The sequence below is a fragment of the Acidithrix sp. C25 genome (assembly GCF_904848545.2).
Genome location: NZ_CAJHCI020000001.1, coordinates 314124 through 339965, shown reverse-complemented (window position 1 = coordinate 339965; position 25842 = coordinate 314124). Strand labels below are relative to the sequence as shown.

Here is a 25842-nt window from a genome sequence, read left to right as displayed (position 1 = left end):
CGTGTACGGGGAAGAGGCTACCTGTTCTAACGGTTCGCCTTTGTTAGCGGGATGACCCCCGCGTGTACGGGGAAGAGTCTTCGCTATATCCGACGGGGTAGACACCATTGGGATGACCCCCGCGTGTACGGGGAAGAGATCGTGGTTTAGAGGCCGAGCGCCACTCGGATGGGATGACCCCCGCGTGTACGGGGAAGAGACCCTTATGGCGTTGCTTATGGCAATGGGTATGGGATGACCCCCGCGTGTACGGGGAAGAGGATCTGTGATATTGAAGCAAGCAGGGATGCAAGGGATGACCCCCGCGTGTACGGGGAAGAGATACTGGCTTTGCCAATGGTGTTACCTATACAGGGATGACCCCCGCGTGTACGGGGAAGAGTTGCCTCCTCCCCCCTAATTGTTGAGGAAGAAAGGATGACCCCCGCGTGTACGGGGAAGAGCTTTGGTTGGGCGGTAATAGCTGTGTTTGACCTAGGATGACCCCCGCGTGTACGGGGAAGAGTTTGGGTAGGCCTTTAGGCGCAAGCTCGATGAGGGATGACCCCCGCGTGTACGGGGAAGAGAGTATCGACTACAAGAAAGTGGTATAATGGAAGGGATGACCCCCGCGTGTACGGGGAAGAGCTCCCTATCTCCTTTGTAACTCCTCATTAGGAGGGATGACCCCCGCGTGTACGGGGAAGAGCGTACGGAAGCTGTTGAACAGGCGCAGTATAAGGGATGACCCCCGCGTGTACGGGGAAGAGCTTGTGATTTATGACGAAGCGCATCAGATAGCGGGATGACCCCCGCGTGTACGGGGAAGAGCAGCTGCTAAGAGGGAAAAGAAGCCAATTTTAAGGATGACCCCCGCGTGTACGGGGAAGAGTCCCTGCATGAGCAGTTAAATATCTCTTCAAAGGGATGACCCCCGCGTGTACGGGGAAGAGGTTGGTCTGGGACAATGCAGGCTTCTGATCTTGGGATGACCCCCGCGTGTACGGGGAAGAGTGTCCTGCTGCCAGTCGCGAAGCTTGACTAATGGGATGACCCCCGCGTGTACGGGGAAGAGTCTAGCGTGTCTATTGGAGATAAGAACCACGAGGGATGACCCCCGCGTGTACGGGGAAGAGATTGTCCGGTTGTCCTCTGAAAATGTTTGTTAGGGATGACCCCCGCGTGTACGGGGAAGAGAATCCGTTGCCGCCAATGTAAAACCTTGATTCGGGATGACCCCCGCGTGTACGGGGAAGAGCTGTAACATTTTGGCGTCTTCCTCTGGCTTTAGGGATGACCCCCGCGTGTACGGGGAAGAGTAGTTGGTACATATATCACCATGGCAACTAATAGGATGACCCCCGCGTGTACGGGGAAGAGCCTGCATACATGCCAGGCGTCGAGGAAGGCGCGGGATGACCCCCGCGTGTACGGGGAAGAGTGACATGCTGCCTAAGACGGCTTCGAGCAAAAGGGATGACCCCCGCGTGTACGGGGAAGAGCTCTCAGCTCATCGTTCTTCAAGGAAGCTTTAGGGATGACCCCCGCGTGTACGGGGAAGAGCCTATGGCAAGGCTTCGGGAAGCGCGGCTCAAAGGATGACCCCCGCGTGTACGGGGAAGAGACTCTAATGGCGTCGCCTATGGCAATGGCTATGGGATGACCCCCGCGTGTACGGGGAAGAGCGTTGAATCGTCTCTTGGTACTCGCCCAAAAAGGGATGACCCCCGCGTGTACGGGGAAGAGCCCAGATGGATAGAGTCTCAACTGGTGGAGGGATGACCCCCGCGTGTACGGGGAAGAGTATGAAGCGCTAATTCTTTTGGAGAGAACTCAGGGATGACCCCCGCGTGTACGGGGAAGAGCTGGGGTTGTGGCATTGGTAGCTTTGTCGTTGAGGATGACCCCCGCGTGTACGGGGAAGAGCGTCATGACGGTTGGGTTGGCGATACCGTCGAAGGATGACCCCCGCGTGTACGGGGAAGAGAAAACGTTTTCCCGTAGTCATCGCACATTGTTAGGATGACCCCCGCGTGTACGGGGAAGAGTTCCCTTTTGCGGAATCGAGCTTGGTGCCGATGGGATGACCCCCGCGTGTACGGGGAAGAGTGAGCCTGAGCAGTGGGTCAGAACGATGTACGGGGATGACCCCCGCGTGTACGGGGAAGAGGCATCAATTACCGAAACGTTGTTGGAGCTTTCGGGATGACCCCCGCGTGTACGGGGAAGAGTTGGTAGACCACGAGGCATTAGCCTTCGCCTGGGGATGACCCCCGCGTGTACGGGGAAGAGCTGTACAAAACCTACGCCCGCAAAGCTAGGGAGGGATGACCCCCGCGTGTACGGGGAAGAGGGAGACTAGAGTCTGAGTCTCAACCATGCTTTGGGATGACCCCCGCGTGTACGGGGAAGAGGATGACCGCAAGATATCCCGCGGGTTTTCCAAGGGATGACCCCCGCGTGTACGGGGAAGAGCTACGCCCATAAGCGCGTCTTCGATTCTTTGAGGGATGACCCCCGCGTGTACGGGGAAGAGAGCCGTAAGAGGTTTCGGCTCCAATTCCGAGAGGGATGACCCCCGCGTGTACGGGGAAGAGATAACGGTTTGCGACGCGTCGAACCAGACCAAGGGATGACCCCCGCGTGTACGGGGAAGAGCGTATGGACATTTACCGCTGGTGTAATCCTCAGGGATGACCCCCGCGTGTACGGGGAAGAGTGGATGCAAATATTACTAACGCCTCGATACCAGGGATGACCCCCGCGTGTACGGGGAAGAGCACAGATCTTGTAACTCAGTGGTATTTGGATCTGGATGACCCCCGCGTGTACGGGGAAGAGCTAAAGTTCCTAACTTACTTCCACAGGGAACGAGGATGACCCCCGCGTGTACGGGGAAGAGCCTCACACCAAGCTTAGCCGCTATAGAATTCAAGGGATGACCCCCGCGTGTACGGGGAAGAGCACCTGTAACTGTAAAAAGTGGTAGTTCGATAGGGATGACCCCCGCGTGTACGGGGAAGAGGTCAATAGGCGATAGAAACCATGAATTTATAAGGGATGACCCCCGCGTGTACGGGGAAGAGCCTTCTCGACCTGCTCTTATATTAGTCGGAATGATAGCTTGATACTTGCGGCAGTAACCACCCATCGTGATCTACAAGCTGCCATCGTGGATGCTCCCTAGCTCGAACGCGAAATCCGCACTCTGTATTCTCGGGATTTACCATTACGACATCTCCCGGACCTGCGTGGGTAATTGTCGCTTCCCACATCTGGTCAATGACACGCGACGATAGCGTCCCGACATATGTTCCGGTGCGCACCTCACATAGGAATCTCTCTAAATAGCCTCGGAGATGATCCGGCACAGACTCAACAACTAAGACAATGAACATACCTACTCCAGATGCCAATTCTTCAAACCAGGGACAAATCCGCCGTCTCCAAGCAAACGGTCCTCCCCATCGTGTGGGATACATCCTTCGGCCAATAGGTCTTGTGTCATGCTAAACATCTCATCCAAAACCTTGTGGCGATGGAGAGACCTCCGTAATAGACCCCCAAGCACTTTCATGGGTTCATTGTCTTCTGCGGCCTCAAATGCCACTGGTATAGAAATGCGTACCTTGAATACATCGGCCAAGTCATAAAGGAAAGCACCAGCCGCACCGTCGTGAATAAAACCTAGTGCAGGGTTGAGGCATAAGGCAGAACATACGCTCAACGCTACGCCGTACAAAAGGGAGTTGGCCCGATTGAGACCTATATTGATCGGGTCTTGAGCGTCGATTGTCACCCGGTGGAATCCCTTGACATGGTGTGCTTTAGCCATGTTGCGATAGATTTGCTTGACACTTTGGCCTTCAAGACCCCGTAGAACGTCGAGGCTGACACCTTCAGGAATCGCCTGTTCGGGGAAACGGTAAAGGTAGAGCCGACGGGCGATCGCCTTGCGCTGCGTCTGGTCAACCCACAATCGCGCCTGTGCCGCAGCCCACTTGCCATTCGTAGCCAAAGATCGGGCAGAGGAATAGCCGATCATTCCGTCGGCTCCAGTGAAGATGACCACAGTGCCAGATCGAAATAGCATGGCCATCGCTGGTGCAGAGATACTGGTACCGGGACCCAGCGCCAAAAGAGCGAGTGTGGCTACAGGGATTGCGGTGCGTTTGGCCTCCTTCTCTGGAGATTCCGTCCATGCCTCTAGGCCGGTCCTCCCCTGCTCGATTCGGGCTCGATCAAGAAAGAGGAAGCTCACTCGGTCGGTGAGCTGTGGTAAGTCTTTGATAGAGGGACGAAGCAGACGCATCGCCCCGTCAGAGTAAGGCATAGGTACTCCTCATGTTATTGTTGGAGAGTCATTCATCCGATTGGCAGGACGCTCAGGAGGCCACAGCCATAGGCCTTAGCTCGCCCAACGCCTTCATCAAGTAATGCAACCAACGCTCCTTGATCGCGGACAACCGCATTTCCATCGATGCGAGCGATTCTCAAAGGCGTTCTTCCAGCTCGCAAGACTCTCACTTTGAGGTCGTCCACTGCTATCTCACTTAGACCTCGACTCATCGTTGTGCCGGTTAACCACTCGGGGATCTCCGGCTCTGGAATCGGCAGACGGCGTGTCGATCTGGATTGGCAACGGACGGCATTTATATCGATCCGGAACATCACAACGGTGCCAGGTGCTAGTCGCGGGATGAGTCCAGACAGATCCGTTGTGACCAAACTGTCGCTCATGCTTGCGAGTGCGACATGCGACTGGATAAGCAGATAGGGGTTCCGTTGATCGCCTTCGACTCGAAAGAGGATCGAAGACGCAGCTCGACGTAACCCTGCATCTCCTGGTAGCTGTGGATCGAACAAGGTCATGACGGCTCGATGCATAGCGTCTCGGTCGGACCAATCCCTGACCCTTTCAGCGAGTGGAGGGAAAGCAAGAGGAACGCGTGTCAGGATGATTGTTGTATTGTCCGGGATTATTTTTTCGCTTGTGACGGTTGTCATCGAAGGTTCTCCTTTGCCCAATTCAATAGTTCTCGTCTAGTTCTGAGAACCGGTGGTGTGATGTCAATTATGTGGCGTTCCCGGTATCGGTAGCCATCATGAGGGTGACTACCGATGGGGTCGTCAGCGTACGTTACCGTATGAGCGTCCGGGGGTTTCGTTCCAGCAAGGATGTGCATCTTCAACCGGCCCTCTTTACTTCCAATTGCCGGAACGACAGCCGCGGCTTGCATCATCGGTAGGTCGGTGGTTCCGAGCAACAACGGCCAATCTGGAACACATGCTTTTCGTCCAAGTGACAGTTGCCATCTGGGTTCCATCAGTGCGTTCCCTAGCCGGTCTATCTCGTCGTCGTTACCCTCAATGAGCCAAGTGAAAGATGCGTCAGTGATATAGCTGCGCTCTGTTTCCATCGGAGGCCTTCGATGTTTAATTACCCATGCTCCACCCGATCCAGTAGGTATTGTGTGTTCGACCCGTTTCCGGTCACTGGTGTTTAACCAGGCATAAGCAGAGGTTTTCGGTGGGTTGATGGTCTGATAATCCACCATCAACGTCCCGGCTTTGTCTACCCGGATTGCCATTGACAGGTTTCGCAACCATTGGGAGGCTTCCACCTCGACTTGGCGACCAAGGCCAAGGGAGGCACGAGCTAGCCCAATCAGTGCTCCATAAGTCGGAAAGGGCAACGTGCCTCGGGCACTGAACCGAGTCTGCTCACCATAAGACTGCAATGGACCGGCTAAACGGGCTACGATTGTAGACATTAGCACTCCTGGTTCGAGTCAGTAGGACGTTCGGCAAGCAGGTGATCCGCACACCACTCCGCAAGATGATCAAGGTCCATTATGGTTATCAATGTCTGGTCAAAGTTAGTTTCGTCCAGAGCCTTTTTAGATGCCGTGGCCGCCAGTGATATTGCGGCCTGACCAAAGTGGCTTGGCTTGGCTTGTTGAACTACATGATGTTCCTCGAGTAGTGCTTTGACCGATGGCTGGAGATATCCATCATCTTTACTTGTGATAGCAGTTTCAAATGCAGTTTGGAGACTTACGGCAGAGTGTGCGGGGACAGCAAGGACGATGGACGGGAGTCCCTGATATCCAGTGGTGTTCTGCTTTCCGGTGGGTAAAGTCTCGAACAAGGCAACGAACAGGGCGATGAGCCTATCTCGTGCCCCCTCTTCGTTGGCAGCCGACCAGGTCGCGAACAGTTGCCCAGAATCGACGTTGCAGTGCCAGTAGTAGACGCCGCCGGTGAGCATGGTAATGCCAATGTGTCCTGCTCCTCGGTCGGAGACCCGCATATCGTCAACAGCGGTGAAGTAGTCCACCTCAATTTCACTTTCGTGAGTAGTGAAAGCATGTGAACGTTGGATTGCCGCCTCATTCTGGAGATCGGGACGCTGTGCGAACATCCGGCCAAACGCAGCGATACTCAGGCTCCGCGTTCGTTGAGGGTTGACGTAGGCTGAAGGGTCAATAGTCTCGTCATATTTGTTGGCCAATTTAAGGGCCGCCTCATTGATCTCGGATTCAGCGAGCCAAACCAAGGTGTTGCCAATTTCAGCTTCTTCGGTAGTAGTCTTTTTGGAACCTTCCTCTGCACCTGTTTCCTTCTTTGGCTTCAGGAGGAGTGCGTCAGCTTTTTTGTCTGCTTTACCTGGATCCATAACCAAGCTTAACGCTGATTTAGTAGCGCCTTTGAACAACATTGCCTGGAGTTTCTCATCGACGATGGTGCCTTGTCTGGTGAGAATTGCTTCTGCCATCCGTGCTATTTCATTGCCGACCAAAATAGAGCGGTGAGTTTTCTCGCCATCCGTCTTAGCCTCAAATTGGATTCGTTTTGGCCTGGTCATTGCTTGAGACGATATGCGACTTCTTATCGCTCCGCCATAACTTATCGCCTTCGGGGACCCGGCATCGTCTCGATTTGGATTACCTGCCGCATACGAGAACAGGATGTGAATATTTAACGAGTTCATTCTTTACCTTTCATTTCAAAGATTGACATTTCACATTTCATTTTTATGAGTAGAAGCTTTCTATTAGGTTTCGCCGTGTTATTCGTCTGCGTTTCCGGTTCGGTTGGTCCCACCAACGGTAGGTGTCCCATGCTGAAGCCCAATCCAGAGCGATTTCCTCGCTATCTGCAGCGTGGAGCAGTCCCGATAGAAGCCGATGAGCGTTAGGTAATGACATAGTCTGGACCGCAAGTAGTCGAGCTCCGATTGTCTCTTCTTGTATTACGCCGCGGGACTGAAGGGCCTTGGCGAGATGGCCAAAGCTGACTCCATTTGCCTGCCCGATGTGTGAGAAGGTTGCGGCGGCTGATGCATGGAGAAGTAACGGAGTTTTGAGCCAGGGGGTACCTTCCCAGAAGCGCGCAAGGTACGGATATGCTCGGTCGGCTGTCGCGTCAATTCCACCGTACCGCAATGCATTGCGGGTGGATGATTGTCGGCGTGCCTCCAAGAGCCATGTTACGTATCCGCTTGCTGGGGCATTGGTTGGGGTAGGGGTGGTGATAGCGTCGCGTTGTGGTGATGGTACATCGGTCATGATCTTTTCTCCCATATGTGTTTTTGTGCTCGAACAACCGAGGCAGCATAACGTGTGGTGGCGCCGTACGGTCTTAAGACCTCTTGGAATACTTCGCGAGCATTCGCATAGAGCGCGTGGTTTGTTTTGTCGGTCGGTGCTTGGTTGACAGCGGCGTATTCGATCTGAGCGGCCGCTAGTTCCAACCATCTACCTTGTGCTATTTTCACCAAGCGATTAGTTGCATCGCTGCGGTCCTTCGGTTTGTTATCATTTAATGCATCACAGATAGCCCACTTCAGCTTGTCCATAATGCCATTCTTATTGTCAAAACATTCGGTGAGGATTGGTATCAAGAACTGGAATTCAGAGGTTTCTGGATCCATATGCGCAGCGAGAAGATTGACCGTTCGCACCTCCGACCACTTAGGACTAGCAGGGTTACCCTGTTTATCGGCGAGGAAGAGTTCTATAGTTTCGTCGTGACGTCCATTTGCTCCGGTGAGCCACAAGTCTCCGTCGGTGATAATGCCTCGTAAATGCCCTTGTGCGGTCGTGAGCGCCTCCCGGTGTATCGAATCCAAAATACACAATGGATGCGTAGACGGACTTTTACGGATCACTCGAGTATCAAGCTTTCTGTTCTTTTTTGTTGATTGGATGATGATCCGATGTGGGTCTACCTGGAGGGCGCCTTCCCTTGCTTGTCTTACGGTCTCCTTGTTCTGTGGGATAGGACCACGGACCAGCAGCTTGATGTGTCCGACGACCCCCATGGAGGTAAGCAACGTCGAGGAAGCGGTTAGGGTGGAGAGATACAGCGCATCGTGACTAATTGCACTGCGATTCTTATGCGACCATGCTGGACCTGCATAAGACTCATTGGCTGGTTTTTTAACCATGTCAGCAGTAAGGTTACGCAGCAACGTCGTCGCCAGGCTCCACTGGCTCACACGAAATGCATGGGTGATTGTTGCTTTCCCCTCCGAGAATGCCCCGCCTGACTGAGCGCCATTGGTTCCGTCCGGAGGAGTCAGCACGGACGACGAGTTACCGGGCAGATGGTAGAACCAACGGGCAACCAGCCCTCGGGCGGCGGCGGCGGGTTCAATACCTTTGCCACTTAGTGGATCGTTAAACTTTACGAACCATGCAGCTTCGTTTCGCCCCGGCAGGTGAGCCGTAAGCTCATCAACAGAAAGCGCCTCTGGGTTGGTTAACGCCTCGATGAGTCGGATGTCTTGGAGGAACGGGAACTCCGGGTGATAGAGCCAAAGGTGTTTACGCTGGTCTGCGATTAATGCAGCTACCTCACATTCCGTAAATCCGGAGTTATTCTCAGCTTGGCCTAACCATCTGGTATGATTTGCTCCCGCCAGACGAACTGTCTGCGCGGCGAGTGCTTGAATAAACCTACGTAGCGCTGCTCGGACGATTGGGTCGGGCTCTGCTAGGTCTTTGATTTCATGGGCGTGAAGCAAGAGATCCTCAACGCCTACTTGTCGGACGTTTCCCGTGAGGTCGATTATGGGAATCCACTGCTTCGAAACAAGATCGACTTGTGGGGTTGCGTGTGCCTCCAGTAGTTGGTGTCGTAATATGTTTGCACCGGTCTCAGGGGTTATGGTGCTCACTTATTCCTCATTTCTGTTTTGACGAGTCCATCTGCTGTCAGCTCTGCAATCCCGGCCAGCGATGCTACGGGGATCGGGAGTAGGGATTGAATCAGAGGGGATGGGTGGTTCTCCCACCCAGATGGGATTAATGGCTGGGCTGCCGTGCGCAGGTCTCTGACCAAGACTCCTGATACTGGGATGACGTAGCCCAGGATCTCCTTGATTTGCGCCTTTCCGGAGACCGCTTTGATGGAGTCAGCGAAATAAGGCAATGCGTAAGGATTTTGCCCACTCGGGTCGTAAATGAGCACCTGGACGGTTTCTCCTTCGCGCATCCGAGTTACCGCTTCATCGTTCCAAAGGGTTCCAACTGTCATTTGGTGGAGCGTGCTGTTGTCTTCCCAATGGCTGGCCTCTCGCCAGTCTACGGCTAGTGAACTGGCGTCGACTCCGGCGAATTTTGCAGTCTGTGCAGCGGAGACAACACGCGCAAGATGGTTAGTGAGTTCGCCTACACTTTCGTCGTTGGCACTCACCAAGTCATTCCAGGAGACGTTCGCCGCGTCAACTGCGGCTTGGACGTCTCCTGGGATCCGAAGTTCAGTTCGGTTGCCACCATCAAGAGCCGCAGTCTCATTGAGTGTCTTGTTGATCTCAGCCCTCGTATAGGGATAGTGGCCATGGTCATGGAGTCTTCCTTCGTCATTCATCGAAACTAATATGATCGCCAGCGGGTTGCCCGAGCGGTATTGCAGATGGGATGGGTGTACCCAATTTCCGTCAGCGGAATTTTGTGAGTGTCGCCACTGGCGGCCAAACCGTTGGATCAAGCTGGACATAGGAGCGATATCGGTGATCAACAAGTCGACGTCTATGTCGAGGCTCGATTCAGCAATCTGGGTACTTACGAACATTATCGACCCTTGTCCGGCCTTCTTGCCGCATCTGCCCATCAACTTTGATGTAGCCTCGGCACGTTGGTTGGCGGTCATCCTTGAATGCAAAAGTAGTACATCGTGGCCCATTTCTCGTAGCAGATGTGCGACCCGCTGTGCCCGATTGACGGTGTTGACAATAAGGGCGACGCGCTGGTTTTTACCAGGGTCCCATCGATCATGGGCTAATTTGGCTGTAGCACGGTCGAAAGCGTCATCAATTCCTTTGATCGGCTGAACTATTATTTCATGGACGTATGTTCGATATGAAGTGAGATTGACGGAATCAAGGGTGCCTTCTGGTGTTGTACGTACTACGGCGGGATACACATAATCTGCTAGTTGATTGTTGATGGAGATAGCGTTCTCATCAAACCGATTCCAACCTTCAAGATACGCGTCCACGCATTCAATGAGTCGTTGGCGGGGGAGTGTTGCGGACAGCAACGTCACCCGGCTCCGGCAGAACCCTAGCCAACCGAGTAGACGGACTAACAGCCGCTGCTGATGAGGGTCATACGTGTGGATCTCATCAAGGATCACGTGCTTGTTCGCCAGCGATGCAAGCCGGAGCGGCAAGTACTTATGGGATAGAGATGCTGCAAGCACCTGGTCACACGTGCCAACAGTGACGGGTGCTGTGAGACCGCGATGCGGACCACTAAACCAGCTACTCGGTCGGAGCCCTGTCTTCAAATCGACATCGGCATATGCGCTGTCTTCGTCACAAATACCCGTTGGACTTGCAGCGCTTTCGGCGTAAAAGGCGTTCAAGATAGCTCGACCGTGGGTGAGATGAGCGAGGGCTTTCGTGTCTTCAAAGAAGGTGCGGATTCGGTCAAACATAGCATCGGCTGTCGCGGTGGTTGGAAGTGCGAACATGAGCCCGTCGTTGAGGTCTGGTCGGACCGAATGGATCCATAGTGCCGTTTCAGTCTTTCCTTCTCCAGTCGGGACTGCTACGATGGTGAGGCCGGGGCCATGAGAGACTTCGTTAGCCCACTCTTGAACGGGTCGGTCCGCCTCAAATGTGAACAGGTCTTTGAATTCTCCACACTTATGCACGGGACGACCAAGGTATCGATCAAGGGATGTTTCGGCTTGCACCGTCCGAGCATTGAGATAAGAGCGTGGGTTGGCCTGCAACTTCTCAAGAGGTGCGGAGGACACAAAAGCTTCGTCACTTGCAAACCAGTCGGCGAGCACAACCAGACCTGTCAGTATAGGAATGACTGCTCCATATCCCAAGGGCAAGCTTTCCCGAAGTCCGCCGGAGTTTACGCCCAATGCCTCGTATAAAATTGAGAGGTGGTGATTATGGAGACGGTTCCAATCGTTATCGTCGAGTGTCTTGCGATGCTGCCTAATGCGGGCTGTTTGCATAAAAGATAGGTCGGACTGGTATCGGCCGTGATGTCCAGCTATAACGGCGCAGGCCCACCTGGGCGTTTCTCGTCGCTCAAGAATGTGGGCACTAAGTGCTTCATGTCGCAGGTGCCCCCGCAATGACTGTGAGTACTTCGAGAATTCGTTAACCAAGTCCTCGTTAGGGACAGGTAAGCCTAGGTCAGCAATAAACCTAGCGAACTTCTCTCGACGAGAACTCGGCATAAGAAGCTGACCCTGAAATAGCGGGTCGAGCTTACCTAAGTCGTGGGAACCAGCCAATAGTGCAATTCCGGCTCGGGGATCGCTCCCAAATAAGGGGGCGATAAGATCCCGGACGGGATTACTGATCCAACTATCCCACAGAACCGTGCTAACGGCTGCGGTATCGAGAAGATGAGCGATTAACGGATAAGGTGTGCTATCAGCGTTATTACCGTATTTCCCCCATGCTTCCATTGTCTAGATCTCCTTTCCCTTCTCAATCTTTTCCAAGCCTGGCCGGCACGAATCTTATCAAATGGGTGTGACACATTGAGTTTTAAATCTGGTAGATCAGTGCGTACGTCTAGATCGTGATTATTTGTACGGTCAACCGGTAGCGTAGGCATTGCTGCGGCGAGGTGAAAATCACTGCTCACGGGCGGTGAGTGTCAAGATAGTTGGCACATTTGGTTAGTTTCGGATTAATGGTTTTCTGGCACCTTCGTGCCGCCAAAATCTAGTTAATTTAGGTTCCTCATTGATCGACTTATCCGTGGCGAAATTTTGATCTAGTTGCCGACGACAAGTCGGCAACTAGATCAAATGACCACACTTGGGTCTGCCAATTTGGCTAACTAATTGACAATCCTAAATATCTTTGGACTCATGAGATCGAAGCTGGATAACAAAATCGTCGCACTATCGTCACGCAACGGACCATTGGAGCTCGCAAATAGGAAACCTCCTGGCTGTGTTGATCGATGACGGACTTGTGGCGTGATTTATACCCACCTTCCCTCTGAGATCTCAGGCCTCTAGTTCTCGCCCTGCATGGTTGGTATTCTATTCGAATAGATGCCAACTCCCTTGACACCTAGGGTGAAAGAGTCATTGCTCTAACTTTTTTAGTACCGCTTTGGACAACGCTCTTTGGACAACGCTCTATGGACAACGCTCTATGGACAACGCCCCGTGCCATTATCGATAAGGTGGTTTGGAATCTCCTCCCGGAGGGCGATCCCGGAGGGCGATCCCGGAGGGCGTAGGTCCATCATCTATGTAGCATTGCAGTATGATTGTTATCAGCTTGTAGCGGATTTACAACCTCTTTCATTCATGACGCACGCGGAAAGATGGCTGGCCTTTGCCTTGGCCTTTGGCGAAGAATCGAAAAGAAGATCCGAGAGTTGGATCGTTCGATACGTGCAATCTGGGATTTAGATCATTTATTGGCGCTTCTAAATAAAACCGGATCAGTACTGGCATGATATCTAATCCAAATTAATAAGAATACAATCAAGAAAATGCTTATCTTTATAGTTTTTAACTATATTTTTTTGCGAATCGACTCTTTTGTAAAAGTCACATAACTTCATAATCTGTCCTAGAATTAAATAATAAAGACCGGAGGTTGCCAATTGAAGGACACGATTGTCTTTGTAAAAAACTCATATCGCAAGGTTGATCACACCTCCCGACGATATTTTGGGGGTCTAACTCCATCAGAACGAAATGCCATCGCCATAGCAAGGGATCTAAGTGGCACCTCCGGCGGTAAAACCATCGCGATAACCCTAGGTGAAGCGCATGACCAAGATGCACTTTTAGAGGCGCTTAGCCTAGGAGTCGATCGAGCGATCCTAGCCATTGGTGACCCATCCCAAGGTGCAGCCTTTGTGTATAAGGATCAATTGGCATCGCTAATCAGATCAATAGCTCCAATGGCTCTCTTATTTGGAGACTATTCAGCAGATACTGGAAGTGGCCTCTTTGGCGCAATTGTAGCTGGAAACTTATCCATAGGGTACCTCTTTGGCGTCGAAGGGGTAAAACAGACCAAAGGCAAGTTCACGATTGAGCACTTTGATGGAAGCTCACATCTCCTCTCGGAGTTCACACAGCTACCAATCGCACTTGGATGCGCCCCAACAAATATTGAAATACGCGGAGATCTGATCACTTTGATCGAGGCTAAAGCAGCTCAAATTGAAACTGTGGGCTTACAAGATTCAAATGGCCTACCTGCTACCTGGTATCTAGATGACCAAGGGCGAAGTGCGCCAACCACTATCACACAAAGCCCAATTGGAGATCGTGCGATAATGCGCATTAGATCCCTAATGGGAGGGGCGATAGATGCTAGACGACGTGAACTAATTGAAGTTAATCCCGACTCAGCCGCAGAGATAGTCCTAGAGGCAGTCTCGCGCCACAAGGAGTCAAATTGAGGGTTCTGGCTCAGATGACCCACCCCGAGGTTGCAGCCGTTGCCGAGAGGTCAGTGATCATTCTTTCGGTGGGATCCACCGAACAACACGGCCCGCATCTACCTCTATTTACCGACTCAATTATGACCATCGCGCTGGCCGAGGCACTCGCAACACGTCGAGCCGAGAGCACTCTTTTGGCACCTAGCGTCAACTTCGGCTCCAGCGGCGAACACTCCTCCTTTGCAGGCACCTTATCAATTGGCCAAAATGCCCTCGAACTCGTCCTTTTAGAATTAGGTAGAAGCGTCGATCACTTTGCTGGAATCATCTTTGTCACCGCTCATGGGGGTAACGTAGAGGCAATGGCAAAAGCGGTCCAAAAACTTAGAAGCGAAGGCAGGTTCGCAACCGCCTGGTGGCCCACCCTTGAGATTCTTCAAAAAGCAGCCTATCGATGGAGCGGACCAGGTGGCGCCCAGGGGATGGAGGCTCCAGATCTTCATGCTGGAAGAACAGAAACTTCCGCAATGTTAGCGTTGGTTCCTGAATTAGTACAGATGAGCCTGGCTAGGCCCGGTAGTGTCGCTGAGCCTTCAGAGATCATGGAAGTCATGCGCAACCTAGGGGTATCTGCGGTCTCAAAGAACGGTGTTTTAGGCGACCCAACCGGCTCAAGCGCCACTGAAGGTGCAGCCATTTTAGGAGCTTTCAGTGATGCACTGATCGAGACCTACGATCGGTTTTATAAGTCTATCCCACCTAAAGCGATCAATTGGCCTACCCTATGAGTGATCTAACGACAGATCAAGGTTGCCTAGTTGTACTAGGTGGAGCACGAGGCATCGGAGCCGAGGTCGCGAAGATCGCCGCATCATCAGGACGTAGATGTGCAGTAGTCGACTTTAGTGAAGTGACGATGCGCTTTGGATATCAAATGGGAGATATCAAAAGCGCTACCTATGGTGATCTTGAGGAAAAGATCAGCAGATATGGTGCGGATGCAACCAATGGTGCTGATTTAGCCCGTATCGCAACCCAAATACAAGATGATATGGGACCCATTGATCAACTTGCCATTACCGCAGGTGCAATTCTTGGTGGAAAGTCGCTGGTTGAGACCTCAACACAAGAACTTCTATCGATGATCGATGCTAACTTAGTGGTGCTACACAACGCCATCACCTCCTTCATACCTCTCATGAAAGAGACAAAAGAGCGCAGCTCAAGCGTATCAATTGTGGCGGTTGTGTCGGTTGCAGCTTCAAAGGCACTCGGTGGAATTGGTGCCTACTGCGCTGCTAAGGGCGCAATGGTTGCATACCTACGAACCCTTGCTCTAGAGCTGGCACCCGATCAAATCAATGTCAATTGGGTCTGTCCGGGATCAACCAGGGGTGCAATGTTGGATCAATCGGCTGTCCTTTATGGCCTTAGCGACGTAGAAGAGTTTTCAATACACCATGCCCTGGGTCGACTAATCAATCCAAAAGAGATAGCAGAAGCTATCTCTTTTCTATTGTCACCGGCTGCCTCTGCCATCACCGGAGCTGAAATCTTTGTCGATGCTGGAATGCACCTTTGACAACACGGCTCCCATCCAGCCCCAATCAGGATAATTCGGCTTTTGTAACCCCGCTCAAGGTCGCAATCTCTCCCAAAAGATTTAGCGGAACAAGCGATATCCGAAGTGGCGCTAAAGAACTTTCCTTGTCGTCTTCATGGGTCACAATCAATGAAGCTCATTTAAATTCATATAGCGATCGACTTCTGCAATATGCAATCGACTACGACAAAGAGTTAGACCCTAGATTTTGGATTCTGAGCGACCCAATCGCCAGCTTTGCATTTGTAATAGTCGTTGATTATCTCAACTTTGGCTCTGGATACTTCAAGGATCTTCAAAAAAATTCAACTGGATCTGGCTATCTCACCTTCGCACAGGGGCTTACCTCATATTTCGTGGATCACTACCCTTTCAAACCATCTCACCTAACCACCATCACTTCGGACCAAATGACCGAGATCCTCCAACAAAGAGATCCTTCACCTCAAGTATCAATTTTGATAGATCTCCTGGTAAAAGCTGTAAACGAACTGGGTATGTACTTAGAAGGTAATTTCGCCGACAGCTTTGTCGAATTCGCAAAGTACCTAAACCGCGATGTTGATGACTGCCTCAAGACTCTAATTGAGTTACCAGCCTTGGCTGATTACTATGAGATCAATGAGATAGCTTTTTACCCCCTCAAAAAGGCACAGATAATCCTCTCGGATCTCGATATGATTTGGCGCTTCCACCACAAAAATCTAGATGTCGCTCAAATACCTTTTTGCATTTCAGGGATCCACAAGCTTACTGCATTTGCTGATAATTCACTTCCACATGTCCTTCGGGTTGAAAAAGTCCTAGAATATGACCCCGCTTTAGAGAGTCACATTCAACTAGGGGGGCGCCTCGAATATAGCTCATGGGCGGAGGTAGAGATTCGTGCAGCAACTATTCAAAGTGTGGAGATGATTCACGCAAAGCTCCTGGGTGATGGAATTACTCTTTATCCCAATCAAATTGACGCCGCAATTTGGACCTCAAAACATGATCCGTTGTTATCGGGCAAATACAGACTGTCACTATCACATAAGTGCAAAAGTATCTTCTATTGAATCGGCTTCTACTGAATCGACTTCTGTTTTACCCAAGTGGCCCTTCGAAGGGACTTTGGCAAAACTCCTTGAGATCTGAATCGATCATGATCCATTGATACTGAGAAAATACCCATGAAGCCCTTTTCTTGAACCTCACCCATAAAATCCCCGTCAAGCTCACCTTGGCATTGCCTCGAACATAGAACTAGATCAAGTGATCCACTGTTCGCAATAACGGATAGCGACCATCGGCAAATGAAAACGTCCAATCGATGCGTGACCACTTCAATCAAACAATCGATCAACTGAATAATCCATAAAGGACGAGCCTTGGACAGTGCTATAGCTCTTGGAATCTAAAACATTAAACCATCTGAGCCGAGTAACGCTCAAATTCCCAAGCCTCAAAACACACGAATCCTTTCGGCGAACAGCCTCCAGCCACCAAGGGCTTAACCTAAATTAATTGAAATCGAACTCAAATCTCCGGCTATGCTTGTTAACTCCGGGCGCTTAGCTCAGCTGGTTAGAGCGCAGCCTTCACACGGCTGAGGTCGGGGGTTCGAGTCCCTTAGCGCCCACCAAAGTATCCGTATGAGAACCCTGCACCTCAGCGATGCCGCTTGATGCTACGCTAGAACCGCCCGTCGGGATTTCCCGGTAGGCGGTATTTTTTATGTCAAGAGTACGATGAACGCTCGCTGGAATGAGGCGTGAGAGCAAAGTGTCGAAGGGCTCGTTGTAGTCAACTCGGACAGTTTGCTCTCGTGTCTCGTCATCTTCATCGATGTAGATCCTGGCAAAGAACGCCTGATTGAAGAGCCTCCTGGTGCTGTCGTTGGCTTCCAGGTAGGCGGTATGACAGTCTCGAGTCAGATCCAGCGTGTCGGCCAATACTGCTCGTGCTTGCTCGAAGTTCGCATCGAGGCTAGCAAACTGATCTTCAATTCGTGCGATCTGACCAGCAATCCGGTCCTGTTCGATCTTCAGTAGATCAAGTGGAATTGCTCCGGCGTAGTGAGCATCGAGCAGCTTCTGACGTTGGGCGGTTAGCTCAATGCGCTGGTTGTCCATCTGTTTTCGCTCGGTTGCGGAACCGGCCTGTAAGGTGTCGAAGTCCTCCAAGACAAGCTCTTCGATGCTGTCTCGCAACGCTGGCGAGAGTGCAATAGTGCGGTACTCGTCCTCAATGATTTCCTCGACCATCTCCGCTGACATCGCCTGTCGTTGACAGTCGGTGACCCTTCTCGCTCGACCAGAGCAGACAAGGTAGAGGTATTCGGTGCCCCATCTATTACGGGCTGTTGTGATCATCAGCCGAGAACCACAGGACCCACAAAAGACGCTGCCTCGGAGGTAGTGGTTGTTTGTTCGCTGGTGCGTTCCGGCGGTGTTGTGGGCACTGAGTAGGTCCTGGACCTGCTGCCATGTCTGTGGATCAACCAGGGGTTCGTGGAGTCCGGGGTAGGTGATGTCCCGGTAACGGATCTCTCCCTTGTAGTACGGATTGCGGAGCAATTTATGGAGGCCGGTGATTGTCAACGGCTTGGATGGCCACTTGGGTGTTGCTCGTGTGGTAAGCCCACGAGCTGTCAGTTCATCGAGCAGCGTCCGAAGCGTTGGATCACCTTCGGAGTATCGAAAGAACGCCCAGGTGATCAAGTGCGCTCGCTCGGTGTCGATCTCAACAGTTCGGTTGACTCGTCCGAGCGCATCGTTGACATGGATGTTTCTGTAGCCAAGTGGCGCTCGGGAAACTGTGCCGCCGACGCTCGCCTTCTGGACCAGCCCTTTGGTGACCTCGTTGGCGAGGTTGCGGGAGTAGAACTCGGCGATGCTACTCATGATGCCGTGCATGAGCATCCCTGATGGGGTCTCGTCGATGTTCTCGCTGGTGCTAACCAGTGTAACTCCCGCTTGCTTCAAGGCGAAGTGGATAGCGACGTCATCAGCTCGGGACCGAGCGAGACGGTCGAGTTTGTGGACGATGCAGTAATCCACGTGATATTCCCGAACATAGGACAACATGCGCTGGAGTTCAGGCCGCTTGGCCGCTGAGGTACCGGATTCTCCCGCATCGACGAATTCCTCAATTACGAGCGCATCCAGCGACGTAGCCTTTCGGGTGTTAGCTTCACGCTGGGCAGGAATAGAGAACCCCTCCTCTCGTCCGCCACGAGTGGCTTGGTCGGCGGTGGAGACGCGCAGGTAGGTGATTGCAGCCTTTGAAGGTGCAGTACCCATTACTCCCGGGATGGCAGAATCGCTTGACATGGGCACTCCTTTCCTATTCGTTTTCTGTCTTACGGGCGTTTTGCTGCACTTTGGTGGCAGGGCCGGGTGATTTGTCGACGACGGCAGTGACTACGGGCTTGCCTAAGAACCCAGCGATTGCCGCACTGCGAGCCGCCGCTTCTCGCTCCAGCTCATCACGAGCCTGTTGAGCACGAGCGATGATCTCGGGATCATCCTGGGCTGAGGTGATGCGAGTTTCAATGGCTTGACGGATCTCGTCGGTAATGCTGGTTTCTCGCAACTGGGCGATGAAGCGCAATTGCGCGTGCAAAGTTTCCTCGACGCGAATTGCAAGGGTCTTGGTATGTCGTTCTTGCTTGTTTGGATCACCCATGCCCTCATAGCGCATTGCTTGTAATCCTTGTTCTTCTTCTTTCATGTGTAAACCTCCTTTCAGTTAGTTGTTTAGTGATATTTCTCCCGATGTCGTTTGGCTCAGGAGCCTCAGACATTGACGCTCTCTTTGGTTGACAAGTCAAGTCGGAAATAGCTCTTTGACCTGCAAAAAAACAGATCAGGAGTTCTCAGAGGGAGGACCGGCCACAACACCCAGGTACTCCCCTGTGGTGCAGACCCGAAACAGGGCCGGATTCAGGCCCGCCGTCGCCGCCACGGCGGCCCGAATGGCCTCCGCTCGGGCGGATCCCGGGACCACCCAGAGAACGGCGGGGAAAAGGCCGTGTGTCGCCTGGTAGCGCCCCGTTGCCCGAAAGGCTTCATACGCAGCACACTGGCGCATAATTACCGGCATGTGTTCGCTTGCCATATCAACCTCGATGAACCAGTGGTGCTCGTAGTCGTCAGAAGCAGTGACCAGACGAAGATCTGGCTTGAGCGTTAGCGCCGTTCCAAATCTCGAAAGTGATTGTTGCCAGCTGGCGGGTTCGGCTTGGACTTCGAGCACTTCTAAGTCACCCTGACGCCCAGATTCGATAGTCCTCACGGCCAGTTCGGATATGGCCAGAGTGTGCTCGACGAAGTGCCGAGATGGTTCTCGGTAATTGCGTCGTCCGGAAATGACGGGAGGGTCAAGGCTCTGGAGTATTCGTTCACCGGCCGGACCGACGTACCAGACGAATCCCGCTGATCCAGCTCTGGCTCCACCGATACGGCGTTCGAGCGCCTTGAGCACCAGAACGTTCCGAAGCCGTGACAGTGTTCGAATGCAAGCACGCGCTGATGCTGTCGGTGTTGGATGGACGGGATCGAAGTGGAGTCGCTGGATGTGCTTAGTGGAAAGCAGCCGGAACTTTTCCACGTTACGAAGCAGCTTGTAATCCCGCTCGGTCAGGCGGTCTTTCAGGGTGTCGAGATCCGAGCGCGTCATGTCGGACCTCCTGTCACTCGTTTAGCTTCCCGTCGCCCCTCGCGACCCCGCAATGCGGGGTCAGTCCCCTCCCGCCAAGGGCGGAACTTGGCCAACGACCTGCATGAGTAAAAGACACTTGAGGGTCGTGGCACGACGACCGAGATGACGTTGACAAACCCTCGACCTCTGTTCCTCTTCTCTAATAGGGTTGGGCAAGTTGGTAAGAGATAGGTAGTCATTTGCGTCTCCTCTTCCGTCCCAGTTCATCGCCGTCCGCTCCCTGTGAATGTGGTTGAGTTGATGCAGCATGTGCAGATTGAGGGATAGGGCTGGCATATCGATTGTGGCTACGGTTACGAACTTCTTCCCCGAGACCGGTTGGCTGCGGCGGTGGAAGCGTTCGGATCAGTGCCCATCCCGATGGAGCACCACCAGCGGTCAGGTTCGCATATGCCTGATATTGACCAAGGCTGAGGAAGTCGACTGCTTGGAGACTGGGAGCCTGCTTTGCAACAGCGTATGCATCGTCAGGATCAAGGAGCTGGAAGATGATCTTGGATTTTGCATTCGTATCAATCGCCGCCCGAGTGGAAGCGGGGAGTTGAGCTCGATGCTGATGGGCGAGATGCCAGCCGACACCGTTGGACCGGGAACGGCTCAGGGCGTCGTCAATTGAGACCGGCAGGTGCAAGTACTGCTGCACCTCATCGATGACGATTGTCGCTGGACGGCTGGATGGATCAACTTCGCTCGCACGCTCCATCGTTGCCGACCACGTCTCAGCCACGATCAGGGAACCGAGTAGCTGGGCTGTGATAGGGCCGATGAGTGCTTCATTGAGCGGAACGAGCACGACCTTGTTGTCTTTGAACATATCCCGAACGCGGAACGGAGGATCGGCCTGGCCGAGGATGGCTCGCAAACTCGGCCTGAGTAGGTACTGACGTAGCTTGTTCATCGGTGCAGCGATCGCTTGTGCTTGTGCGCCGGGAGACATGGCCAGATAACCAGACCAAAACGATGCGAGACCGGGGTCGTCCATAACCTCTCCGATGATTCCACGTCGAAACCTCTCGTCCGCTAGAAGCCGAGGAAGATCAATCAGCGTGTAGGGCGACTTGCGAGTAGCACCAACCCTGGCGAGCGTGAGGAGTGCAGAGTGGATGATGTCCTCGGTGCGAGGTCCCCAACCGTCGTGGAATACTTGCCTAAGAACCGCTACCAACCCATCGACGACGACGTCAGGATCTCGGTCTCCAACGTTGAGTGGATTGAAGCCGACCACCTTTCCAGACTTCGCTTCGGCTGGATCGATAATCACCACATCATCGATCCTCGCTCGAGGTATAGCCCGCTCGACTATGTCACGTATCAGCTGCCACTTCGGATCGATCACCAACACCGGGCGCCCAGCCGCTATGTCGGCGGCGATGAGGTTGAGCAGAACTGTCGACTTACCAACGCCAGTCGGACCCATCGCCAGCAGGTGTGACGTGATATCCCGAGCAGCGATTCCTATGGGCGCTCTAGGTCCCGGGCCTCCGGGAACGGCGAAGAGCCGCTCTGATCTGTTGACCTTCTCAGGCACTCGCAGCGGGCGAGGATGAAGAGGAGCGACGCCCGGCAGGTCGTAATCTCCTAATGGCCAGCCCAGCAGGCCCGTCAGCTCGGTAGCTCCGAGATGCAAATTCCAGTGCCTCGGTAACTGAGGGGTATTGAGCCGAACTGGTGGCTCGATGATCAGGTCCATGTAGGTGCCTCGATCTATGGCCGTCGACAAGGCTCCAAGTACGCCGATGACCAGCTGTTGTCTGCGCTCTCGCTCTTTCGCTGCCACCCCGATGCGGATCACGGCTAAGAAACCGTGCTGACCGGATCTTGTGTCAACTTGGTCTCGTACAGCCTTACCCGCCGAGCGCTCGCCGATCGTCAACATCTGCCACCACGGTTGGGTAGGATCGGCAATCTCCTTCGGCAGATGCTTCGGTGTCATTCGCTGACCGAGCACGATCTGAACCACTAAACGTTCCCCCGCCTCTAGCCGTGCATACAAAGCAGAGAGCAGGCTCAAGCTCGTCACCTCAGCACGTTCGGTAGCTAAGGCAAACGCCCGTGGACGCATCCTCACTCTGACCGAACGGTCCACCGCAAGACGCGGTTGATCGATGCCGTCGATATCCAGCTCCGGAAGTAGGTGCCGCAGCGTGCGTTGCACCCATAGAACGTGTTCTGCTGGCGTGCCGACCAGATGCTGGATGAGTTGGCCATGCTCGCTGCGAACCTCGAAGACCAGCGGCGGTGCGGCCCTGTCGGCGGCCATTCGAAGCAGCATTGCATCGACTTGATCGACCTCCAGCGGACGAGGCAGATGCAACTGGGAAAACACCCAGTTGCTGCCTGGACTCTTGGAGCGAGAGCGATTATGAAGCCTCATCTCGATCACTTTCGTCGCCATTGCCACCCTGGCGATAGTTATTCTTAACCTTCGTTGCCTCCGCCTGTGCCTGAGCCTCGACCTCGGCTCGAGCGAGCGCCAGTCCGATGAACGCCCTCGAGAGTTTCTTCGCATCTGGAGTGCCCCGTCGCACGCCACGCACCCGTAAGGCCCGCTCTTCCTGGCGCTTCCAGTTGGTCTTGCGCTTCCTACGCCTCGGCATGACGACCTCCGCCTTGGTGGCCCATATCGGAAGGGACCGGGTAGCCGGGAATGACAATATCGGCATCGACCTCGTCTCCCCACACACTCCAGTTGGCGCTTGAGCGTGGCCGCCGTCGAGCGAACAGCTCGAGGTACGGACCATCGCTGACCCGCTCGATCACCGCGTACTGCTCCTCTGGCTTATGTGAGTGTTCCTGCAGCGGAGCAAACATCCACGTCGGCTGCGCGCGAAAGTTGACCGGAGCATGTCCTCGTGTACCGAGGATGAGGTGTTCGGTTGCGTTCCGAAGATACTGACCCAAGCCGATCCGTGGCTTGATCCAGGTCAAAGGCGACCGAGGAGTAAAGCCCCATGACTCCATGACGTCATAACCGGCGCGTAAAGTAGCGTTGGTGACCCATAGCCAGCAGTGGGCATCGGTAGCAGCTAGGTCAGCCACTGGCATAGCTTGAATTTCATCCAGCGTCATAAGTTTGTAGTGCGACGCCGCTCCGAGTGCACCCTTTTGCTGAACGTCCCACGGCGGGTCGGCCAAGATGGTCTTGAACGGCTGCCGGGACTCCGGGCCGCTCCTTGAGAAAAAGTTTTGTGTTACCATTAAAAAGCTCCTTTCTGCCCGAGTTTTCGATTGCCGTCGAAAGCACGGGATTTTGATTAGGTTGATGTAGAAGTCCACCGAAAATTGCGAGGAGCATCCCCGGGGTGATTACAGCTAAAAACATCTCGGGGATCATTTGCAATAGCAGAGGTCGGCGACGCGACTACCGATAAGACGTTCGAAGCGACGCCGAGTACCTCTTGCAATTCATGCGATTTATGGTCTCGTAATGTTCACCAATAGTGGCATTGTGGAATAAACAACGTTCTTCCGATTACCAACGATTTATGCGATTTCTCCGCCAGAACAGACTTGCGATGAAACCCAGGACGACGAGCCCTCCGACCACGGCGACGATACCGACCAACGCTGCCGCAATCGATTCGATGAGCCTTACCGCTACGTAGATCGCCACCGTTACCGCAAGCAGCGTGAAGCAGATACCGATGAGCCGGTCTAACATTCCCGACTACTTCTCATACCTGGGCCAGGACCGCAGGGGATCGAGTAAGATTCCTGCGAGACGGCTGGACCAGCTTATGGATATCAGTAGCTGCAGCAGAGTTGGCGAGCTCGCTTGTCGCATGGGACAGTGTGTTGACCGTCTTGTTCATTGTGTCGACCACATTGCGTGTGACTATGACATCACCCTTGACCATCCGGCGCTGGTCGATTGACCAGAGACCGCTGTTTGTTGCTGCCGTCACGTAAGACCACCTGCTCTACGTGCGGCTTCACGCATAGCAGACAATGCCTGTACGGTGAGCTGCTCAAGACGAGTGTCAACGGACAAACGCTCAGCGAAGCTATCGAAGGTGCGACGATACCGGCGCCAAGCCAAGAGCGCCCAGACACCGGCGCCCGAGAGCGCCAGTGCCAAGACGGCAATGCCCAGCGCTACCAGCGCGGTCACCTGATTCGGTGCAGGTCGCGCCGCAAGTCGGACAGCAGTTCTGCACAGCCGAGCATGTGGTCGTCGGCAATGAACGCGAGACGCTGAGCAGCATCGGGTGCAATCATCTCCAGCTGACGCTGTGCCTGGGAAACCCGTGTGATTTGCTGCATGGCGTTGCCAGTAGCCATCGTCAAGTTCTCAACCTTCGCAAGTGTCACGTCGGTTGCATTATCGACCTGGCTGGTTCGGATCTGCGTTCCGAGGCGGCCCCGTGAAATCTCACGCCCAAAACGACGTGCATCCCTGGCGAGCGCACCACCACCTCCGTTGTATGTGGCCAGCTCGCTCATACGATCACCACCCCATAGTTGATAGCCTTCATAATGTCTTTGCTCCTTTCTCTCATTAATCCGAGTGGGTTGCGATGACACCGTGGGTGGTCCGTTACAGCGGGCCATCCACACCCCTCATCGCTGGTATTCGGCCATATTGCTCAACCGAATATCCTTGAGGTTAGAGCTGGCTTTGCATTGGAGATATGCGCACGAACAGAGTTGGAGTAGGAATTGGAGTCGCAATCAAAGTCAGTCCGGTCGTCGTATCGATGGGTTGAACCATCGGCGTGGGATCCCAAGCAGGCTTACAACGTTCTCCAAGATCTTGTTTACTTACACAAAGAGGCTGGCTTTTCCCCAGCTCGTATCGCCAGAGCCAATCTCGTTCGTCAACTTCTTGGCGGGGACAACGAATCGTATGAGGTGTTGCTGGAACGCTTCATATCGGCCATTGAGTCGCTTCGTGATCCGCAGCCCGAGATACTGCTCGATGTCTTCGGCCTCGCCCCGGAGACCGAGGGCATGACCTACCTCAAGGATCGGCGCCGACACTACGGCGACAAGCACGGCATCAAGGTTGAAGCTGTCGCCGACCGAGAAGAAACAGCTATGGATAGCCTCCGTAAGCAACTCGTCACGGGTTGGTATCCAAAGTCCCCAACCGGATTTTCGGTGCCGCAGTCTCACAACGGCTTTGTCCAGCAGGCCGCCCGTATTTTGACGGTGGTCCGCAACCGTGCCTGGCAGGAGAATAGGGAGTGGCACCAGCTCATTGCTGCCTTCGACGAAGCTGACTTCATCTCGATCAGCAGCTCCTACCCTGGGCGGCCGATTCCCGAAGGGGACTTCACGGTCAAAACTGAACGCATCGGAGAGAGCTTTACTCATCAGTTCTGGTACAAGGAGCCGATGAGGCGAGGCGAGACCTACGACCTTAAATTTCGGCTTCTAGCTGATCCAGACCTTGGCACCCCGGGTGCGCTCACTGAGCAGAGTCAGGCCTTTCACGAGCCCACCCGGTTCGCCTCATTCGGAGCAGTGTTCATCGGCGATCGGCCAGACACCATCTGGAGCTACCGTGGACTCACGTACTTTGAACGACCCGGAACTCCCCACATCGGTAAGACCCTCGAGTTTGGCGACGAGCGGGGTGTCAATGTTGAGTTCCACGATTTATACGGTGGACTTTATAGCGGTATTGCCTGGGAATGGTGAGTGCTTATCGAA

23 protein-coding genes, 1 tRNA gene and 1 CRISPR repeat array (1 of these 25 cut by a window edge) are annotated in these 25842 nt (G+C 53.6%); of the genes, 6 read left to right on the top strand and 18 right to left on the bottom strand.

The annotated features are described in order from the left end of the window. Positions 1-3065: a CRISPR direct-repeat array (repeat unit 29 nt; unit sequence GGGATGACCCCCGCGTGTACGGGGAAGAG) (it extends 196 nt beyond the left edge of the window). A 21-nt stretch (positions 3066-3086) separates the two neighbouring features. The 8 genes from cas2e to cas3 are packed head-to-tail and all read right to left on the bottom strand — an operon-like array spanning position 3087 to position 11925. Continuing rightward, positions 3087-3377, bottom strand: a complete 291-nt coding sequence (gene cas2e, locus ACIDITHRIX25_RS88030) for a type I-E CRISPR-associated endoribonuclease Cas2e (protein ID WP_201732339.1) — start codon at positions 3375-3377, stop codon at positions 3087-3089. Between the two features lie 2 nt (positions 3378-3379). Further along, on the bottom strand, positions 3380-4312 hold the full coding sequence (gene cas1e, locus ACIDITHRIX25_RS88025; RefSeq protein ID WP_201732338.1) for a type I-E CRISPR-associated endonuclease Cas1e: 933 nt from the start codon (positions 4310-4312) through the stop codon (positions 3380-3382). Between the two features lie 32 nt (positions 4313-4344). Next, a complete protein-coding gene (gene cas6e, locus ACIDITHRIX25_RS88020) occupies positions 4345-4986 on the bottom strand; it encodes a type I-E CRISPR-associated protein Cas6/Cse3/CasE (RefSeq protein ID WP_201732337.1) in 642 nt (213 codons plus the stop codon). Beyond that, positions 4983-5753, bottom strand: a complete 771-nt coding sequence (cas5e, locus tag ACIDITHRIX25_RS88015) for a type I-E CRISPR-associated protein Cas5/CasD (protein WP_201732336.1) — start codon at positions 5751-5753, stop codon at positions 4983-4985. The genes cas6e and cas5e overlap by 4 nt, the downstream gene beginning before the upstream one ends. Further along, entirely contained in the window at positions 5753-6973 is a 1221-nt protein-coding gene (gene cas7e / locus ACIDITHRIX25_RS88010; protein ID WP_201732335.1) for a type I-E CRISPR-associated protein Cas7/Cse4/CasC, read from the bottom strand. Before cas7e ends, cas5e begins: the two co-directional genes overlap by 1 nt. A 43-nt stretch (positions 6974-7016) precedes the next feature. After that, positions 7017-7550, bottom strand: coding sequence for a type I-E CRISPR-associated protein Cse2/CasB (locus ACIDITHRIX25_RS88005; protein WP_201732334.1), 534 nt, complete (start codon positions 7548-7550; stop codon positions 7017-7019). Further along, positions 7547-9163, bottom strand: a complete 1617-nt coding sequence (locus tag ACIDITHRIX25_RS88000; RefSeq protein WP_201732333.1) for a type I-E CRISPR-associated protein Cse1/CasA — start codon at positions 9161-9163, stop codon at positions 7547-7549. Before ACIDITHRIX25_RS88000 ends, ACIDITHRIX25_RS88005 begins: the two co-directional genes overlap by 4 nt. Then, positions 9160-11925, bottom strand: a complete 2766-nt coding sequence (gene cas3 / locus ACIDITHRIX25_RS87995; RefSeq protein WP_201732332.1) for a CRISPR-associated helicase Cas3' — start codon at positions 11923-11925, stop codon at positions 9160-9162. The genes ACIDITHRIX25_RS88000 and cas3 overlap by 4 nt, the downstream gene beginning before the upstream one ends. A gap of 1163 nt (positions 11926-13088) precedes the next feature. On the opposite strand from cas3, the gene ACIDITHRIX25_RS87990 reads away from it, so the two are divergent. From ACIDITHRIX25_RS87990 to ACIDITHRIX25_RS87970, 5 genes are all read left to right on the top strand, one after another. Continuing rightward, positions 13089-13898, top strand: coding sequence for an adenine nucleotide alpha hydrolase family protein (locus ACIDITHRIX25_RS87990; protein ID WP_201732331.1), 810 nt, complete (start codon positions 13089-13091; stop codon positions 13896-13898). Then, a complete protein-coding gene (gene mftE / locus ACIDITHRIX25_RS87985) occupies positions 13895-14668 on the top strand; it encodes a mycofactocin biosynthesis peptidyl-dipeptidase MftE (RefSeq protein WP_200891276.1) in 774 nt (257 codons plus the stop codon). The genes ACIDITHRIX25_RS87990 and mftE overlap by 4 nt, the downstream gene beginning before the upstream one ends. Further along, a complete protein-coding gene (locus ACIDITHRIX25_RS87980; RefSeq protein ID WP_201732330.1) occupies positions 14665-15462 on the top strand; it encodes an SDR family oxidoreductase in 798 nt (265 codons plus the stop codon). The genes mftE and ACIDITHRIX25_RS87980 overlap by 4 nt, the downstream gene beginning before the upstream one ends. Continuing rightward, complete coding sequence (locus ACIDITHRIX25_RS87975; RefSeq protein ID WP_201732329.1) at positions 15459-16541, top strand: queuosine salvage family protein; 1083 nt, start codon at positions 15459-15461, stop codon at positions 16539-16541. The genes ACIDITHRIX25_RS87980 and ACIDITHRIX25_RS87975 overlap by 4 nt, the downstream gene beginning before the upstream one ends. 489 nt (positions 16542-17030) lie before the next feature. Further along, positions 17031-17107: transfer RNA gene (locus ACIDITHRIX25_RS87970), tRNA-Val, on the top strand. Here the strand turns inward: ACIDITHRIX25_RS87970 and ACIDITHRIX25_RS87965 are convergent. The 10 genes from ACIDITHRIX25_RS87965 to ACIDITHRIX25_RS87920 form a co-directional block, all read right to left on the bottom strand. Then, positions 17064-18767: a recombinase family protein gene (locus tag ACIDITHRIX25_RS87965; protein WP_349632141.1), complete on the bottom strand. Its 1704-nt coding sequence runs from the start codon at positions 18765-18767 to the stop codon at positions 17064-17066. The genes ACIDITHRIX25_RS87970 and ACIDITHRIX25_RS87965 overlap by 44 nt on opposite strands. A 43-nt stretch (positions 18768-18810) precedes the next feature. Further along, entirely contained in the window at positions 18811-19197 is a 387-nt protein-coding gene (locus ACIDITHRIX25_RS87960; protein WP_201732327.1) for a hypothetical protein, read from the bottom strand. Positions 19198-19332: 135 nt separating this feature from the next. Next, positions 19333-20145: a replication-relaxation family protein gene (locus tag ACIDITHRIX25_RS87955; RefSeq protein ID WP_201732326.1), complete on the bottom strand. Its 813-nt coding sequence runs from the start codon at positions 20143-20145 to the stop codon at positions 19333-19335. 217 nt (positions 20146-20362) lie between these two features. After that, positions 20363-22561 carry a type IV secretory system conjugative DNA transfer family protein gene (locus ACIDITHRIX25_RS87950; protein WP_201732325.1) on the bottom strand — a complete coding sequence of 733 codons (2199 nt, stop codon included), beginning with the start codon at positions 22559-22561 and terminating at the stop codon, positions 20363-20365. After that, a complete protein-coding gene (locus ACIDITHRIX25_RS87945; RefSeq protein ID WP_201732324.1) occupies positions 22548-22784 on the bottom strand; it encodes a hypothetical protein in 237 nt (78 codons plus the stop codon). The genes ACIDITHRIX25_RS87950 and ACIDITHRIX25_RS87945 overlap by 14 nt, the downstream gene beginning before the upstream one ends. After that, positions 22771-23385 carry an MT-A70 family methyltransferase gene (locus ACIDITHRIX25_RS87940; protein WP_201732323.1) on the bottom strand — a complete coding sequence of 205 codons (615 nt, stop codon included), beginning with the start codon at positions 23383-23385 and terminating at the stop codon, positions 22771-22773. The genes ACIDITHRIX25_RS87945 and ACIDITHRIX25_RS87940 overlap by 14 nt, the downstream gene beginning before the upstream one ends. 274 nt (positions 23386-23659) lie before the next feature. Beyond that, complete coding sequence (locus ACIDITHRIX25_RS87935; RefSeq protein ID WP_201732322.1) at positions 23660-23848, bottom strand: hypothetical protein; 189 nt, start codon at positions 23846-23848, stop codon at positions 23660-23662. Positions 23849-23861: 13 nt separating this feature from the next. Beyond that, positions 23862-24092 carry a hypothetical protein gene (locus tag ACIDITHRIX25_RS87930; RefSeq protein ID WP_201732321.1) on the bottom strand — a complete coding sequence of 77 codons (231 nt, stop codon included), beginning with the start codon at positions 24090-24092 and terminating at the stop codon, positions 23862-23864. Further along, complete coding sequence (locus ACIDITHRIX25_RS87925) at positions 24089-24298, bottom strand: hypothetical protein (protein WP_201732320.1); 210 nt, start codon at positions 24296-24298, stop codon at positions 24089-24091. The genes ACIDITHRIX25_RS87930 and ACIDITHRIX25_RS87925 overlap by 4 nt, the downstream gene beginning before the upstream one ends. Next, entirely contained in the window at positions 24295-24630 is a 336-nt protein-coding gene (locus ACIDITHRIX25_RS87920; RefSeq protein WP_052606194.1) for a hypothetical protein, read from the bottom strand. The genes ACIDITHRIX25_RS87925 and ACIDITHRIX25_RS87920 overlap by 4 nt, the downstream gene beginning before the upstream one ends. Positions 24631-24846: 216 nt before the next feature. On the opposite strand from ACIDITHRIX25_RS87920, the gene ACIDITHRIX25_RS87915 reads away from it, so the two are divergent. Continuing rightward, positions 24847-25830 (top strand): hypothetical protein, encoded by a 984-nt coding sequence (locus ACIDITHRIX25_RS87915; protein WP_201732319.1) that lies wholly within the window; start codon positions 24847-24849, stop codon positions 25828-25830. The last annotated feature ends 12 nt before the right edge of the window (positions 25831-25842 follow it).